16 protein-coding genes and 1 pseudogene are annotated in these 14030 nt (G+C 73.8%); 6 read left to right on the plus strand and 11 right to left on the minus strand.

Annotated elements, in window-relative coordinates; translation table 11 throughout:
* The first annotated feature begins 1 nt into the window (after nucleotide 1).
* Together ACI8AG_RS09980 and ACI8AG_RS09985 are read left to right on the plus strand one after the other, a co-directional pair.
* Nucleotides 2–769, plus strand: coding sequence for a polyphosphate kinase 2 family protein (locus ACI8AG_RS09980; protein ID WP_456596914.1), 768 nt, complete (start codon nucleotides 2–4; stop codon nucleotides 767–769).
* A gap of 29 nt (nucleotides 770–798) precedes the next feature.
* Nucleotides 799–1656 carry an alpha/beta fold hydrolase gene (locus ACI8AG_RS09985; RefSeq protein ID WP_456588778.1) on the plus strand — a complete coding sequence of 286 codons (858 nt, stop codon included), beginning with the start codon at nucleotides 799–801 and terminating at the stop codon, nucleotides 1654–1656.
* Here ACI8AG_RS09985 and ACI8AG_RS09990 read toward each other — a convergent pair.
* The gene (locus ACI8AG_RS09990; protein WP_456596915.1) at nucleotides 1653–2294 is read right to left on the minus strand and encodes a TrmH family RNA methyltransferase; all 642 of its coding nucleotides are present in this window, start codon (nucleotides 2292–2294) and stop codon (nucleotides 1653–1655) included. The genes ACI8AG_RS09985 and ACI8AG_RS09990 overlap by 4 nt on opposite strands.
* Nucleotides 2295–2353: 59 nt before the next feature.
* Here ACI8AG_RS09990 and ACI8AG_RS09995 point away from each other — a divergent pair, with 59 nt between their 5' ends.
* Nucleotides 2354–3481: a GNAT family N-acetyltransferase gene (locus tag ACI8AG_RS09995; protein ID WP_456596916.1), complete on the plus strand. Its 1128-nt coding sequence runs from the start codon at nucleotides 2354–2356 to the stop codon at nucleotides 3479–3481.
* Here the strand turns inward: ACI8AG_RS09995 and ACI8AG_RS10000 are convergent.
* The 5 genes from ACI8AG_RS10000 to rpsB form a co-directional block, all read right to left on the minus strand.
* On the minus strand, nucleotides 3405–4487 hold the full coding sequence (locus ACI8AG_RS10000; RefSeq protein WP_456596917.1) for a phosphatidate cytidylyltransferase: 1083 nt from the start codon (nucleotides 4485–4487) through the stop codon (nucleotides 3405–3407). The genes ACI8AG_RS09995 and ACI8AG_RS10000 overlap by 77 nt on opposite strands.
* Before the next feature lie 21 nt (nucleotides 4488–4508).
* Nucleotides 4509–5066, minus strand: a complete 558-nt coding sequence (gene frr / locus ACI8AG_RS10005) for a ribosome recycling factor (RefSeq protein ID WP_456588782.1) — start codon at nucleotides 5064–5066, stop codon at nucleotides 4509–4511.
* Nucleotides 5067–5136: 70 nt separating this feature from the next.
* Nucleotides 5137–5907: a UMP kinase gene (gene pyrH / locus ACI8AG_RS10010; RefSeq protein WP_456588783.1), complete on the minus strand. Its 771-nt coding sequence runs from the start codon at nucleotides 5905–5907 to the stop codon at nucleotides 5137–5139.
* A gap of 155 nt (nucleotides 5908–6062) precedes the next feature.
* Complete coding sequence (gene tsf / locus ACI8AG_RS10015; RefSeq protein ID WP_456588784.1) at nucleotides 6063–6878, minus strand: translation elongation factor Ts; 816 nt, start codon at nucleotides 6876–6878, stop codon at nucleotides 6063–6065.
* A gap of 93 nt (nucleotides 6879–6971) precedes the next feature.
* Nucleotides 6972–7910: a 30S ribosomal protein S2 gene (rpsB, locus tag ACI8AG_RS10020; RefSeq protein ID WP_456588785.1), complete on the minus strand. Its 939-nt coding sequence runs from the start codon at nucleotides 7908–7910 to the stop codon at nucleotides 6972–6974.
* A 302-nt stretch (nucleotides 7911–8212) separates the two neighbouring features.
* Here rpsB and ACI8AG_RS10025 point away from each other — a divergent pair, with 302 nt between their 5' ends.
* Complete coding sequence (locus ACI8AG_RS10025) at nucleotides 8213–8803, plus strand: hypothetical protein (RefSeq protein WP_456596918.1); 591 nt, start codon at nucleotides 8213–8215, stop codon at nucleotides 8801–8803.
* Between the two features lie 302 nt (nucleotides 8804–9105).
* Nucleotides 9106–9366 (plus strand): annotated as a pseudogene (locus ACI8AG_RS10030) (peptidoglycan DD-metalloendopeptidase family protein); the annotation flags it as partial.
* A gap of 64 nt (nucleotides 9367–9430) precedes the next feature.
* Here the strand turns inward: ACI8AG_RS10030 and ACI8AG_RS10035 are convergent.
* Nucleotides 9431–10207, minus strand: coding sequence for a class I SAM-dependent methyltransferase (locus tag ACI8AG_RS10035; protein ID WP_456596919.1), 777 nt, complete (start codon nucleotides 10205–10207; stop codon nucleotides 9431–9433).
* Between the two features lie 81 nt (nucleotides 10208–10288).
* On the opposite strand from ACI8AG_RS10035, the gene ACI8AG_RS10040 reads away from it, so the two are divergent.
* Nucleotides 10289–10912, plus strand: a complete 624-nt coding sequence (locus ACI8AG_RS10040; RefSeq protein WP_456596920.1) for a DUF4262 domain-containing protein — start codon at nucleotides 10289–10291, stop codon at nucleotides 10910–10912.
* Between the two features lie 283 nt (nucleotides 10913–11195).
* Here ACI8AG_RS10040 and ACI8AG_RS10045 read toward each other — a convergent pair whose 3' ends face one another.
* From ACI8AG_RS10045 to ACI8AG_RS10060, 4 genes are all read right to left on the minus strand, one after another.
* Entirely contained in the window at nucleotides 11196–11402 is a 207-nt protein-coding gene (locus ACI8AG_RS10045) for a hypothetical protein (protein ID WP_456596921.1), read from the minus strand.
* 77 nt (nucleotides 11403–11479) lie between these two features.
* Nucleotides 11480–12280 (minus strand): RNA polymerase sigma factor WhiG, encoded by an 801-nt coding sequence (gene whiG / locus ACI8AG_RS10050; RefSeq protein ID WP_456588790.1) that lies wholly within the window; start codon nucleotides 12278–12280, stop codon nucleotides 11480–11482.
* A gap of 92 nt (nucleotides 12281–12372) precedes the next feature.
* Nucleotides 12373–13311 carry a tyrosine recombinase XerC gene (locus tag ACI8AG_RS10055; RefSeq protein ID WP_456596922.1) on the minus strand — a complete coding sequence of 313 codons (939 nt, stop codon included), beginning with the start codon at nucleotides 13309–13311 and terminating at the stop codon, nucleotides 12373–12375.
* A gap of 31 nt (nucleotides 13312–13342) precedes the next feature.
* Nucleotides 13343–14020, minus strand: coding sequence for a DNA-processing protein DprA (locus ACI8AG_RS10060; RefSeq protein WP_456597039.1), 678 nt, complete (start codon nucleotides 14018–14020; stop codon nucleotides 13343–13345).
* Between the last annotated feature and the right edge of the window lie 10 nt (nucleotides 14021–14030).

Below are 14030 nucleotides of genomic sequence, written 5' to 3' on the forward strand. Positions count from 1 at the left end.
CATGAGCCGGCTGGACGACGTCGACCTGAGCCTCTCCCTGGACAAGAAGGAGGGGAAGAAACAGCTGGCCGCGGCGCAGGAGCGCCTGGTCCATCTGCGCCTGCTGCTGGGCGGGCAGATCGGGCCGGGTGAGCTCGGCCCGCCGCTGCTGGTGCTGTTCGAGGGCTGGGACGCCTCGGGCAAGGGCGGCGCGATCCAGCGGCTGGTCGGCGAGCTCGACCCCCGGCACGTCCGGGTGGCGCAGTTCGCCGCTCCCACGAACGACGAGAAGCGGCACCACTTCCTGTGGCGGTTCTGGCCGGTCCTGCCCGGCTGGGGCGGCATGGCCGTGCTCGACCGCTCCTGGTACGGCCGGGTGCTGGTCGAGCGGGTGGAGGGCTTCACCACGGAGGAGGCGTGGCGCCGGGCCTACCAGGAGATCGTCGACCTGGAGACCTCGCTGGCCGCCGAGGGCACCGTGCTGGTCAAGTTCTGGATGCACGTCTCCCCCGAGGAGCAGCTCCACCGCTTCGAGTCCCGTCGCACGAACCCCTACAAGGCGTGGAAGCTCACCGACGAGGACTGGCGCAACCGGGAGAAGCGCGGCGAGTACGAGGCGGCGGTCGAGGAGATGCTCGACCGCACCGACACCCCGGTGGCCCCGTGGCACGTCATCCCGGCCGACGACAAGCGGTGGGCGCGCGTGGCCGTCGTTCGCACCGTGTGCGAGGCCGTCGAGTCGGCGCTGCACGCCCGCGGCATCGACCCCGATCCCCCGCTGCACCGATGAGTTCCGGTCGGCGCGCCGGTTGGAAGGGCATGACCACCACGCTGTCGCTGCCCGTACCGGGCGCCACCCTCGTCTACGACGTCCGCGGCCCCCTCCCGGCCGAGGACGGACAGCCGCCGCTGCTGATGATCGGCCAGCCGATGGACGCGAGCGGGTTCGGCACGCTCGCCGGCCTCTTCCCCGAACGGACCGTGGTCACCGTGGACCCGCGGGGCCTGGGCCGCAGCACGCGCACCGACGGGCGCACCGATCACGATCCCGCCCGTCAGGCCGAGGATCTCCACCTGCTCGTCGAGGCCCTCGGCGCCGGTCCGGTCGACGTCTTCGCCAGCAGCGGCGGCGCGGTGACCGCGCTCGCCTGGGTGGCCGAGCACCCCGGCGACGTGCGCACCCTGGTCGCGCACGAACCCCCGATCCTGTCGGTCCTGCCCGACGCCGAGCAGGCCTTCGCCGCCGAACGACAGGTGCAGCTCACCTACGACAAGAGCGGCTGGGGTGCGGGCATGGCCGCGTTCATCGCGCTCACCTCGTGGCAGGGCGAGTTCACCGACGAAATCGCCGCCCCCGACCCGGCCGTCTTCGGGCTGCCTGCCGAGGACGACGGATCGCGTACCGACCCCCTGCTCTCGGGCGCCTCCAACGCGGTCACGGCCTTCCGGCCGGACGCCGAGGCGCTCCGGTCCGCGGCCAGCCGGGTGGTGATCGCCGCCGGGACCGAGTCCCAGGGAACGGTCACCTGGCGTACCGCCGAGGCGACCGCGCGGCTCCTCGGCTCCGAGCTGGCCGTCTTCCCGAGCCACCACGGCGGGTTCATGGGCGGCGAGTTCGGCCAGCCCGGCCAGCCAGAGGAGTTCGCGGCGCGGCTGCGGGAGGTCCTCGCGGGCTAAGCGGGACCGGCGTGCTGCCGGATCCACGCGTGCATGGCGATCCCGGCGGCGACGCCCGCGTTGATCGAGCGGGTCGAGCCGAACTGGGCGATCGAGACGGTGAGCGCCGCGCCGCCGCGCGCCTCCTCGGTGAGCCCCGGCCCCTCCTGGCCGAACAGCAGCACGCAGCCCTCGGGCAGCTCGGTGGTCTCGAGCGGGACCGCGCCGGGCCCGTTGTCGACGGCGACGACGGTGAGTCCCCGCTCGGCGGCGAACTCCAGCAGCCCGCCGACGTCGGCGTGGTGGCGGAGGCGCTGGTAGCGGTCGGTGACCATCGCTCCGCGTCGGTTCCACCGCCGTCGGCCCACCACGTGCACCTCGGCCGCGAGGAAGGCGTTGGCGGTGCGCACCACCGTTCCGATGTTCAGGTCGTGGCCGAAGTTCTCGATGGCGACGTGGAAGGGGTGCCGGCGCCGGTCGAGGTCGGCCACGATCGCCTCGACCGTCCAGTAGCGGTAGCGGTCCACGACGTTGCGCCGGTCGCCCTCGGCGAGCAGCTGCGGGTCGTAGCGGGAATCGTCCGGCCACGGCCCCGCCCACGGGCCGACGCCGACGGTCGTCCCCCAGTCGGTGGGTCCGGGCAGTTCGTCGTCGTGCACCCAGGGAGGATCGCAGGGGTGAGCACCGACGTCCTCCTGCACCTCCTGGAGCCGGCGCGGTGGCGCGCCCCGCCCTGCGGCAGGGGTCGATCCAGCCCGGCCCGGGCGGATTCGTCCACCTGTCGACGCCCGACCAGGTGCACCTGCCCGCGCAGCGGTTGTTCCCCGGGCGACGCGACCTCGTCCTGCTGGTCGTCGACCCGGCTCGGCTGACCGTCCCCGTGCGGTTCGAGCCGGGTCGACCCGCGGATCCGGCCGACATGCTCTTCCCGCACCTCTTCGGCGCCCTGCCGACGTCGGCTGTCGTCGCCGTCGTCCCGTACCGGCCGCCCGCCGTGCCGGTGCTGCCTCGGCCGGACGACGCGCTCGGAAGAGCGCTGGCCCTCTACCTGTCCATGACGGTGCGGCGGGCCGTGGAGGTGCGCGACGTACCGGGCGGGGTGGCCGTCACCGATCGCCGGTTCCCGCACTCCCGGGCGCACAACAGGCTCCTCCTCTCCGAGGCGACCGACGCCGGCACCGTCATCGGGCTCTCGGCCGCCGTGGCCGCCGACGCCGGCTGGCCGCACCTGGCGGCGACGCTGCGGTGGGCGGGCGCCGGCGACGTGGCCGGCGACCTGGCCGCCCGGGGGTGGGACGTCGAGGAGCTGCTGCTGATGGCCCGGCCGGCCGGTCGGCTCCCCGGCGGCGAGCGGGCCGAGGTGGTCGCCCAGGAGGAGGTCCACGACCTGTGGCGTCGCTCGTGGCGGGAGGGCGAGGCGGCCCCACCGCAGCTCCTCGACGAGGTCGTGAGCCAGCTGGTCGGTCGCGAGCACCTCAACGACGAGGTCGTCCGCGTGCACGACGTCGTCGTCCGCGAGAGCGACGCCGTGGTCGCGGCCGGTCAGCTCTACGTCGACGGCGCCACCGCGGCCGTCGAGTCGGTGCTGACCGACACCGCCGCGCGCGGACGGGGACATGCGGACGCGGTGCTCGCCCGAGCCCTAGGCGTCGCCGTCGATGCCGGCTGCGACCTGGTGGTGCTCGAGGCGGCGGCGGACGACTGGCCGCGGCACTGGTACGCCCGCCGCGGCTTCGAGGTGGTCGGCTCGATGTGGGTGGCGGTCCGTCTCAGACCGGCGCGAGCACCGTCAGCAGCACGTAGGCGACGGCTGCGGACGGCAGCAGCGAGTCCAACCGGTCCATGATCCCGCCGTGGCCGGGCAGCAGGTCGCCCATGTCCTTGATGCCGAGATCGCGCTTGATGAGCGACTCGGCGAGGTCACCCACGGTCGCGGAGACGGCGATCGCGGCGCCGAAGACCAGCCCGCCCCACCAGGGGGCGCCCAGGCCGAGGACCAGGATCGGCGTCGCCACGAGCATGCAGGTGAGCACCGAGCCCGCCATGCCCTCCCACGACTTCTTGGGGCTGATCGACGGCGCCATCGGGTGCTTGCCGAGCATCACCCCGGCGGCGTAGCCACCGACGTCGCTGGCCACCACCGTGGCGATGAAGGCGATCACCCGCAGGGCCCCGTCGACGGGCACCAGGAGCAGCACGGCGAAGCCGGCCAGCAGTGGCACGTAGAGCGCGACCAGCACCCCGGCGGCCGCGTCCCTCCGGTAGCCGACCGGCCCGCCTGCCAGCCGCCACAGCAGGACCGCCAGCGCGGTGAGGAAGAAGCCGGCCAGCAGGCCGGTCGGGCCGCGCGTCCAGGCGAGGGCCTCCATGGCGAAGGCCCCCACGAGCAGCGGGACCAGCGGGGCGGAGAACCCGCCCTTGCCCAGGGCCCGGGTGATCTCGACGACGGCGACGAGGATCGCCGCGACGAGCACGCCCAGGAACGCCGGCCGCCAGAGGAGCAGCGACAGCAGGACGAGCGCGACCAGACTCACCCCGACGCCGATGGCCGCGCGCAGGTTCCGCCCGGCCCGGCTCACCGGCTGCTCCGTGGTGGGGAGCTGCGCGACCTCCTCGGGCAGGGGCAGAGCCGTGGAGGTGGGGACGTCATCGGGCTCGGCCACCTCGCTGTCGTCCGGGACCGGGACCGGCTGGCGCGGCGGGAGCGGCGGCAGCGGACGCGAGGCCGCGATCGGCACCGGCCCGGTGTCGCCGTCCCGCCGGCGCTCGCCCGGCATCGGGCCGCCGCGCCGCGGGAACGGCTGACCCCCCGGGCGCAGGGCACCCGGGCGGTCGGCGGAGGGAGACGACATGGTCGTGCGGCGGCGGCGAGGTCAGACCTCGAGCAGCTCGCTCTCCTTGTTCTTCATCGCCTCGTCGACCTGCGCCACGTGCTGCTCGGTGAGGTGGTCGAGCTCCTTCTCGGCGCGGCGCACCTCGTCCTCACCGGCCTCGCCGTCCTTGGCGATGCGGTCGAGCTCGTCCTTGGCCCGGCGCCGGATGTTCCGGATCGCCACCTTGGCGTCCTCGCCCTTGGCGCGGGCCTGCTTCACCAGGTCGCGGCGCCGCTCCTCGGTCAGCTGCGGGAACACCACCCGCAGGATCTGGCCGTCGTTGGTCGGGTTGACGCCCAGGTCGCTGTCGCGGATGGCCTTCTCGATGGCCGTCAGCTGGCTCATGTCGTAGGGCTTGATGACCGCCATGCGCGCCTCGGGCACGGTGATCGACGCCATCTGCGGCACCGGCGTGTACGCGCCGTAGTAGTCGACCATGATCTTGTTGAACATCGAGGGGGCGGCCCGGCCGGTGCGCACCGACCCCAGGTCCTCCCGTGCCACCGAGAGGGCCTTGTCCATCCGCTCCTCGGCGTCGAGCAGGGTGTCGTCGATCACGGGGTGTCCCTCCTGCGGCGGTTGTCGTCCCGCCGGCGTCCTCGTCTGTGCGCGATCGGTGCGGCCGGCGTCAGGCCGGCTGGCTGATCAGCGTGCCGATCCTCTCACCTGCGGTGGCGCGGGCGATGTTGCCGTCGCGCAGCAGGTCGAACACCACGATCGGCATCTTGTTGTCCATGCAGAGGCTGATCGCCGTCGCGTCCGCCACCTTCAGCTGCTTGGCCAGCACCGTCGCGTAGTCCAGGTCCTGGTACATGACGGCGTCCGGGTTGGTGCGCGGGTCGTCGTCGTAGACGCCGTCGACGCCGTTCTTGCCCATGAGCAGGACCTGGCACTCGATCTCCAGCGCCCGCTGCGCGGCGACGGTGTCGGTGGAGAAGTAGGGCATCCCGGCGCCGGCGCCGAAGATGACCAGCCGCCCCTTCTCCAGGTGCCGGATGGCCTTGCGCGGAATGTAGGGCTCGGCGACCTGGCCCATGGTGATCGCGGACTGCACCCGGGTCTCCAGGCCCGCCTTCTCGCAGAAGTCCTGCAGCGCGAGGCAGTTCATGACCGTGCCGAGCATGCCCATGTAGTCGGCCTTGGTGCGGTCCATGCCGGCCTGGGACAGCTCCGCGCCACGGAAGAAGTTGCCGCCACCCATCACGACGGCGACCTGCGTGCCCCGCGAGACGACCTCGGCGAGCTGCTCCGCGATGCCCCGCACGATGTCGGCGTCGACGCCGACCTTGCCGCCGCCGAAGGACTCACCGGAGAGCTTCAGCAGCACCCGCTGGTAGCCGCTGCCGTCGGCCGGCTGGAAGGCGGTGGGGGCGGAGAGCGGCGCGGTGGTGTCGGTCAACGAATCATCCCTGGAGTGGTCGATGGGTGCTGTCGGTGGTGTGTGATCCTGCCGCATCCCGCTGCCCGGCTCCTGCCGAGCGGGGGGCGTCCGCACAGACGACCGGCCCCGTCCCACGAGGGGGAACGGGGCCGGTCATCGGTACCGGGTGCGGCTCAGGCTTGGCCGACCTCGAAGCGCGCGAAGCGCTCGACGGTCAGGCCGGCCTCGTCGACGATCTGCTTGACCGTGCGCTTGGGCTCGGTGATCGACGGCTGCTCGAGGAGGACGAAGTCCTTGTAGTAGGCGTTGACCCGACCCTCGACGATCTTGGAGATCGCCTGCTCGGGCTTGCCCTCCTCCTTGGCGGTCTGCTCGGCCACGCGGCGCTCGGTCTCGACCGCCTCGGCCGGGACCTCGTCGCGGCTGAGGTAGCGCGGCCGCGCGGCGGCGATGTGCATCGCCAGGCTGCGTGCGGCGTCCTCGCTGCCACCGGAGTACTGCACGGCGACACCGATGGCCGGGGGCAGGTCGGTGGCCCGCTTGTGCAGGTAGACGGCGGTGGTGCCGTCGAAGGCGACGAAGCGCGAGAGGACCAGCTTCTCGCCGATGCGGGCGGACTCGCCCTCGACGAGCTTCTCGACGGTCTGCCCGTCGGCCTCGGTGCTCAGCAGCGCCGCGGCGTCGGCCGCCTTGTTCTCGAGGCCGATCGCGAGCAGCCGCTCGGCGAGGGCGACGAAGTCGGCGTTCTTCGCGACGAAGTCGGTCTCGCAGTCGAGCTCGAGTAGGGCGCCGTCCTTGCTGACGACGATGCCGTTGGTGGTCGAGCGCTCCAGGCGCTTGCCGACGTCCTTGGCACCCTTGACCCGGAGCAGCTCGACGGCCTTGTCGTACTCGCCGTCGGCCTCGGTCAGGGCCTTCTTGGCGTCCATCATGCCGGCGCCGGTGGCGTCGCGGAGACGCTTGACGTCGGCAGCGGTGAAGGCAGGCATGTCTCTTCCCTCTGGTCGGGTGGTGCGTGCTGTGGAACGGCCGTGCGGCGGCGCCGCCCTCCCGCCGATCAGCGGGAGGACGGCGCCGGACCGTCAGACGGCGTTGGTCTCCTTGCCACCGGTGGTGGCGGGGACGTCCTCGACCGGGGCGACCTCGCCGACGGTGACGTCGGCCGGCTGCGCCGGGGTCTCCGGCAGCGGGGTGGCGGTGGCGTCGGCGTCGGCCGGCGCGGCAGCGGCGTCGCCACCGCCGGTGAGCAGCTCGCGCTCCCAGTCGGCCAGCGGCTCGCCGGCGCCGACGGCCGGCTCGCCGCCGTCCTCACGACCGGCGTTGGCCTGCGCGGCCGACCGGGCCATGAGCCCCTCGGCGACGGCGTCGGCGATGACCCGGGTCAGCACCGTGATGCTGCGGATCGCGTCGTCGTTGCCCGGGATCTTGTAGTCGACCTCGTCGGGGTCGCAGTTGGTGTCCAGGATCGCGACGACCGGGATGTTCAGCTTGCGCGCCTCGCCGACGGCGATGTGCTCCTTCTTGGTGTCCACGATCCAGATGGCGCTGGGCACCTTCTGCATGTCGCGGATACCGCCGAGGCTGCGCTCGAGCTTGGCCTTCTCGCGGCTGAGGACCAGCTGCTCCTTCTTGGAGAGGCTGACCAGCACGCCGGTCTGCTCCTGGTCCTCGAGCTCCTTGAGGCGCTGGAGGCGCTTGTGCACGGTCTGGAAGTTGGTGAGCATGCCGCCCAGCCAGCGCTGGTTCACGTAGGGCATGCCGACGCGCGTGGCCTGCTCGGCGACGACTTCCTGCGCCTGGCGCTTGGTGCCGACGAAGAGGATCGAGCCACCGTGCGCGACCGTCTGCTTGACGAACTCGTAGGCGTTGTCGATGTACCCGAGCGTCTGCTGCAGGTCGATGATGTAGATGCCGTTGCGCTCGGTGAAGATGAAGCGCTTCATCTTCGGGTTCCAGCGACGGGTCTGGTGCCCGAAGTGCACGCCGCTGTCGAGCAGCTGCTTCATGCTGACGACTGCCATATCGCAGCCCTTCTGCTCCGCGCGCGACCGAGGCCGCACGCATTCCGGTTGTCGCGGGCACCGGGTGGTGCACCGCCCTGGCGCCCTGCGGCACCACTCACCCGGCTGGGCCGGGACCGAGGTGGCGACTGCCCCGCCGATCGGCGGGAAGAGGACGCGCGAAGTCGACCCGCTCGCACGGGCCGCACCGGTCAGCATACCCGTCCACAGGCGGTGCTCGTCCGCCGGTCGGATCGCCGCCGGCATGCCACGCTGCCCCTCCGGAACCGGCCCGTCCCGCCGGTCGACGAGGAGGTTCGCCCATGAGCGTTGCGCCGGACAGCACGGAGCGCAGCCCCCGGTCCCAGACGCGGCTGCAGCGAGCCGTCCGGCTCGTGATCCTCGGGGTGCTGCCCACCGTCGTGGCCGCCTCGATGCTGGACGACCGACTGGCCCGCCCGCTCGCCCACCTCATGCCCTCGGACTCCAGCGAGGCGCTGGGTGCCGCGGTGCTCCCGCTGCTCGTCGCCCTCGCCACCGTGGCCGGGGAGCAGCGGCGGGCGCGGGGCGCCCCCTATCCCCCGTGGCTGACCGGCCTGATCTGCGGCTTCGTCCTCGCCATGCTGGTGCTGGCGCCGCCGCCGGGACGCGGTGGCACGGGGAGTTCGGTCGTGCACAACACCGTGCCGGTCTTCGTCACGGGCACGTGGGTGGGCTACGCGGCGCTGGCCGCCGGCTGGTTGGCGACCATGCAGCTGCGCAGCGCACGCGAGGAACGGGACTTCCGGCGGGGCCGGCTCGACCTCGCGCTCCCGCCCGCCCCGCCCTACGGCCGGGACGCGATCCTGCTCGGCCTCGCCGTGGCGTACGCGGTGCCCGTCGGCGTGCTGGTGGCGGTCCTCGCCGTCGGATAGCGCGGTGGTGGCTGCCCCACCCGCCGTCCACAGCGCCGACACGCGTCCACAGGCGACGCCGGGCGCCGTCCACCGGACCGCGGGACGGCCAGCATCGCGGGGTGCCCCTCCGCGCCGCGCCGTGCGCCGTCCTGCTCCTATGTCTGGTGACGCTGGCCGGGGTCGTCCCCGCAGCGGCCGCGCCGGAGCCGGTCGTCGAGACCCGGCTGAAATCGAGCTGGAGCCCTCCCCTGCCCGGCGAGCCCGTGGTCGGCCGGCCGTTCGAGCCGCCGCCGCACCGGTACGGGCCGGGGCACCGTGGAGTGGATCTCGCGGGGACACCCGGCTCCCCCGTCCTGGCCGCGGGGGACGGGGTGGTCGTCTTCGCGGGGATGGTCGCCGGGCGGCCGGTGGTCAGCGTCGACCACCCCGGCGGGCTGCGGACGACCTACGAACCGGTGACGCCGTCGGTGGGCGCCGGCCAGGCGGTCACCCGCGGCGCCGCGCTGGGCGTGCTGGCGGCCGGGCACCCCGGCTGCCAGGCGCCCGCCTGCCTCCACTGGGGTCTGCGCCGCGGTGCGGACTACCTGGACCCGATGTCACTCCTCCGGCCCCCGCAGATCCGGCTGCTGCCCCTCGGCACAGGCGTCAGCCCGGACGCCGGGCGCTCCAGACCGTCCAGCGGTCGGCCTCCTCCAGCGGCCCGTCGGGCAGCCTGGTTCGCAGGGCCTGGACCAGCTCGGCGAGCTCGCCGTCGGTCAGCTCGTGGAGGATCGAGCGGCCGGTGCGGGCGGTGATCTCCGCCAGGTAGGGCCTCGGGCCTGGATACCGGCGACGGACCTCCCACAGCGACGTGGTGCCGACGTCGCCGAAGCCGGCCGCGGTGAGGGTCGCCAGGAACTCCACGGGGTCAGGTCGACGACGGGTCTCGACGTCCAGCAACCGCGGGAAGACCTCGAACAGCCAGCCTCGCGGGTGGCCGGGCGAGCCCGGCTGGGCGACGTCGTCGGCGGTGCGGTCCTGCACGAGGTAGGTACCACCGGGCCGGAGCAGCCGGAACGCCTCGGCGGCAACAGCCGACGGATCGGGCGTGTGGTGCACCAGCGCCCGTTCGAAGACGACGTCGGCGCAAGCGTCCGGCAGTCCGCTGGCGGTCGCCTCCCCGACGGTGAACTCGACGCCGGGGAGACCGCCGTGATCAGCGCGCGCGGAGACGAGGATCGGCCGGCTGGAGTCGACGCCGATGACGCGAACGGCGCCGAGCTCGTGCCATGCGCGGATGTAGAGGCCCCCGCCGCAGCCGACGTCCACGACCACGGCGCCCGCCGGCTCGACCAGCCGACTGACGGCGTCGCGCCAGGAGGCGTCCACTTCCCGGCCCGAGTACGTCCGCCGGTTCCTGGCGTCGTGGAAGTCGATGGGCACGCGTCGCCTCTAGGTTCGCGCGGCCGCTGCTCCGAGCATGGGACGTTCCGCATCCCGCCGACCGACAGCCGGTGACGGACCGTGCACCGCGAGCAGGCGCAGATCCCCGACGAGCCGGTGACCCGGCGCTACCGTCGGGGAGTGCGATTTGGACGCAAGCGGGCCGCGAAGTCCCGCGCGGGCGAACCGACCGGCGCTCCGGCTGCCACGAACGAGCCGGTCGAGGGTGGGCCTGTCGAGGGCGGCCAGGATCCCGACCAGGTGCTCCGCGACCTGCGCCGGGTGATCGACACGTTCGGCTGGGCGGTGCTGCACGGCGGCGGCAACCCAGGCGAACCGCGGTACTCCTACACCGTGGGGCTCGCTGCCTGGCAGCACCCCGAGGTCATCGTGGTCGGGCTGCCCTTCCCCGCCGCAGAGAAGTACCTGAACCTGGTCGGCGAGGCCGTCCGCGCCGGGGCGCGTTTCACCCCCGGAGCGGCGATGACCGCACTCACCGACGCCGACTCCCCGGTGGTGTTCCTCCGCGTCGAGGAGACCGAGCGGCTCACCGTGGTCGAGCAGCTCCACGGCTCGGTGGACGCGCTGCAGCTGGTGTGGCCGGACTCCACCGGCCGGCTCCCCTGGCAGGAGGGGCACCGCAATCCGCCGGAGACCCAGCCGCTGCTGGGCCCCCGGACGGGGGACGAGCCCGCCGGGGACTGAGGGCCAGGGCGCACGCACGGACACAGCGACGGACGGGAGCTCGTCGTCGAGCCGCGCCTGGCCGCGGGCGAGGGCTCGGGGAGGCCGTGCTGAGTCACCAGAGAGACCACGACCGGTCGAACTGCACGTACAGGAGGACCCGCTCTCCGATGACGTGGATCCCAGTGCAGACGCGGCGCCGATCGAGCAGGCTGCGCGCGCTGCACACCTCCTGCGGCAGGCCGACGCTCGCCGCCAGGTCCGCGGCTGACTGACCGCGGGGCCCGCGCAATGTCAGCTCGCGTCAGCAGCCACCGGACCCGCACGCCACCTCCTCCCGCGCCACCGTGACACCGGTGGGGAGCGCGGGGGTGTCCGAGGACGGCGGAACGGCGCCCTCGTCGAACGCCAGCCACAACGTGGGCGCGGCGAGGACCAGAGCGGTGGCCACCGCGAGCACGGCGGACCACACCCGCAGCGATCGCCGGGACCGCAGCGCGCGGCCGCGCATCGCGGACGCACGAGATGACGAACCGCTGCCGTGCTGCCGAGTCAAGACGACTGCCCAGCTGTCGTCAGGGGTCGGCCTCAGGCGATGTCGGCGAGCTTGGTGCGCAGGTGCAGGACCGCCTTGGTGTGCAGCTGGCAGATCCGGCTCTCGGTCACGCCGAGCACCCGGCCGATGTCGGCGAGCGTCAGGCCCTCGAAGTAGTAGAGGGAGACGACGACCTTCTCCCGCTCGGGCAGCTGCTCGACGGCGCGAGCCAGCAGCTGCCGGGCCTCGCCGTGCTCCGCCATCGCCTGCGGGTCCAGCGCGCTGGGGTCCCGGAGCGTGTCACCGAGGCGCGGGGAGCCGCCGTCGTCGTCGGTGAGCAGCTCGTCGAGCGCGACGACGTTGACCAGGGAGAGCTGGCCGAGGAACTTCCGGATGTCCTCGACGTCCATGTCCATGGCGTCGGCGACCTCTTCGTCGCTCGGCGTCCGGTGCAACTTGCTCTCGAGCTCGGCGACGGTGCGCTCGAAGGCGCGCGCCTTGACGCGGACCGACCGCGGGATCCAGTCGGTGTTGCGGAGCTCGTCGATGATCGCGCCGCGGATGCGCGCCATCGCGTAGCTCTCGAACTTCACCTCGCGGGTCGGCTCGTAGCGGGTGATGGCGTCGATCAGCCCGAACGTGCCGTAGGAGATGAGGTCGGCCTGCTCCACGTGTGCGGGCAGACCGCTGCCCACCCGGCCGGCGACGTACTTCACCAGCGGCGCGTAGTGCAGGATCAGCCGGTCGCGCAGCCCGGAGTCCCGGCCCTCGACGTACCGCGCCCACAGGTCGGCCAGCAGGGCATCGCGGTCGTCATCGGACCCGTCGATGCGATGGATGGTTGCCTCAGACACGGTCGCGCTCCTCGGTCGTGCTGCGCGGGCACCGTCCGTGGTCCCGCGTGGTCATGACTGCCGCCGCAGGTCCCGCCCTCCGGCCGCCCGCCTCAGGCACGGGGATGCGCCTGGGCGTGGACCGCACGGAGCCGTTCGACCGTCACGTGCGTGTAGATCTGTGTCGTCGCGAGGCTAGCGTGGCCGAGCAGCTCCTGTACGGAACGCAGGTCCGCGCCGCCCTCGAGCACGTGCGTGGCGGCGGAGTGCCGCAGCCCGTGCGGGCCGATGTCCGGCGCACCCGGGACGTCGGCCGTCGCGGCGTGCACGGTGCGGCGGGCCTCGCGTGCGTCGAGCCTGCCCCCGCGCAGACCGAGCAGCAGCGCCGGCCCGGAGTCCGGCCGGGCCAGCGCCGGCCGCCCGCAGGTGAGCCAGGCGTCCAGCGCCCGCTCCGCGGGGACGCCGTAGGGCACGCTGCGCTCCTTGCGCCCCTTGCCCAGCACCCGCAGCAGCCGGCGGCCCCGGTCGACGTCATCGACGTCGAGCCCCACGAGCTCGCTGACCCGGATGCCGCTGGCGTAGAGCAGTTCGAGGACGACGGCGTCGCGCAGCCGCGCCGGGTCGTCGGCCCCCGCCGCGGTCTCCACGAGCGCCCGCGCCTGATCGGGGGCGAGCACGTCGGGAAGGGTGCGGAGCGCCTTCGGGCTCACCAGGCGCTGTCCGACGTCCTCGGGGGTCAGGCCGGCCCGGCGCAGCCAGGCGGTGAACGAGCGCGCCGCCGAGGCGTGCCGGGCGGTGGTCGACCGGCTGTGCCCGCGGGTGCGCCCCTGGGCGAGCCAGCTGCGCAGGGTGGCGAGGTCGAGGTCGTGCGGCTGGGTGCCGCTGCGCCGGGCCAGGTGGTCCAGCAGCCGGGCGACGTCGCCGACGTAGCTGCGCACGGTGTTCGCCGACAGGTCGCGCTGCCCGGTCAGGTGCTCCTCGTAGCCGGCCAGCGCCTCGGCCAGCGCGGGCGGGAGCCCGGCGCGGACCTCGTCGGTGCTGGGGGTGGCCACGACTGCACCGTCCGTCGGTGCCCGGCCCCGGTCAAGCCGCCGCGCCGGGCGGCTTCGCCCGCGGGGCCAGCCGCCAGCCGGTGCCGGTCCACTCCACGAGGTCGGCGAGCTCCAGGGCGGGCAGCACCCGCAGCACCTCCAGGACGTCGCACCCCGCCGTCCGGGCCAGCCGTTCCGGGCTCACGCCGATGCGCACCGGGCAGGCGTCGAGCACCCGGGCGGCGAGGTCGGAGAGCCCGTCCCGCGGGGACGCCGGGCGCTCGACCGGGGGCGCCAGGTCGTCGCCGATGCGGCCGACCGCCTCGATGACCTGCGCGGCCGACGTCACCAGGGCCGCCTCGGACTGCGCGTCGCGGAGCAGCTCGTGGCAGCCGACGGACAGGGCACTGGTCACCGGTCCGGGCACCACGAGCACCGGGCGGCCCAGCTTCCGGGCGCGCGCGGCCGTGGCCAGGGCCCCGGATCGGGCGGCCGCCTCGACGACGACCGTTCCGCAGGTCAGCGCCGCGATGAGCCGGTTGCGGACGAGGAAGCGGTGCCGCAGCGGGGCGCAGCCGGGTGGCCACTCGCTCACCAGCAGGCCCGTCTCGGCGATCCGGTGGAACAGCGCCCCGTGGCCCGCCGGGTAGGGGCGGTCCACCCCGCAGGAGAGGACCGCGACCGTGGGCGCCCCCGCGGCCAGCGCTCCCCGGTGCGCGGCGCCGTCGATCCCGTAGGCA

The organism is Blastococcus sp. SYSU DS0552 (genome assembly GCF_054050815.1).

Bases quoted from the DNA above. Each gene is read 5' to 3' on its own strand.
- ACI8AG_RS10025 (WP_456596918.1), top strand. From the start codon at position 8,213: ATGAGCGTTGCGCCGGACAGCACGGAGCGCAGCCCCCGGTCCCAGACG.
- rpsB (WP_456588785.1), bottom strand. From the start codon at position 7,910: ATGGCAGTCGTCAGCATGAAGCAGCTGCTCGACAGCGGCGTGCACTTC.
- ACI8AG_RS09980 (WP_456596914.1), top strand. From the start codon at position 2: ATGAGCCGGCTGGACGACGTCGACCTGAGCCTCTCCCTGGACAAGAAG.
- ACI8AG_RS10045 (WP_456596921.1), bottom strand. From the start codon at position 11,402: ATGCGCGGCCGCGCGCTGCGGTCCCGGCGATCGCTGCGGGTGTGGTCC.
- tsf (WP_456588784.1), bottom strand. From the start codon at position 6,878: ATGCCTGCCTTCACCGCTGCCGACGTCAAGCGTCTCCGCGACGCCACC.
- ACI8AG_RS10000 (WP_456596917.1), bottom strand. From the start codon at position 4,487: ATGTCGTCTCCCTCCGCCGACCGCCCGGGTGCCCTGCGCCCGGGGGGT.
- ACI8AG_RS09985 (WP_456588778.1), top strand. From the start codon at position 799: ATGACCACCACGCTGTCGCTGCCCGTACCGGGCGCCACCCTCGTCTAC.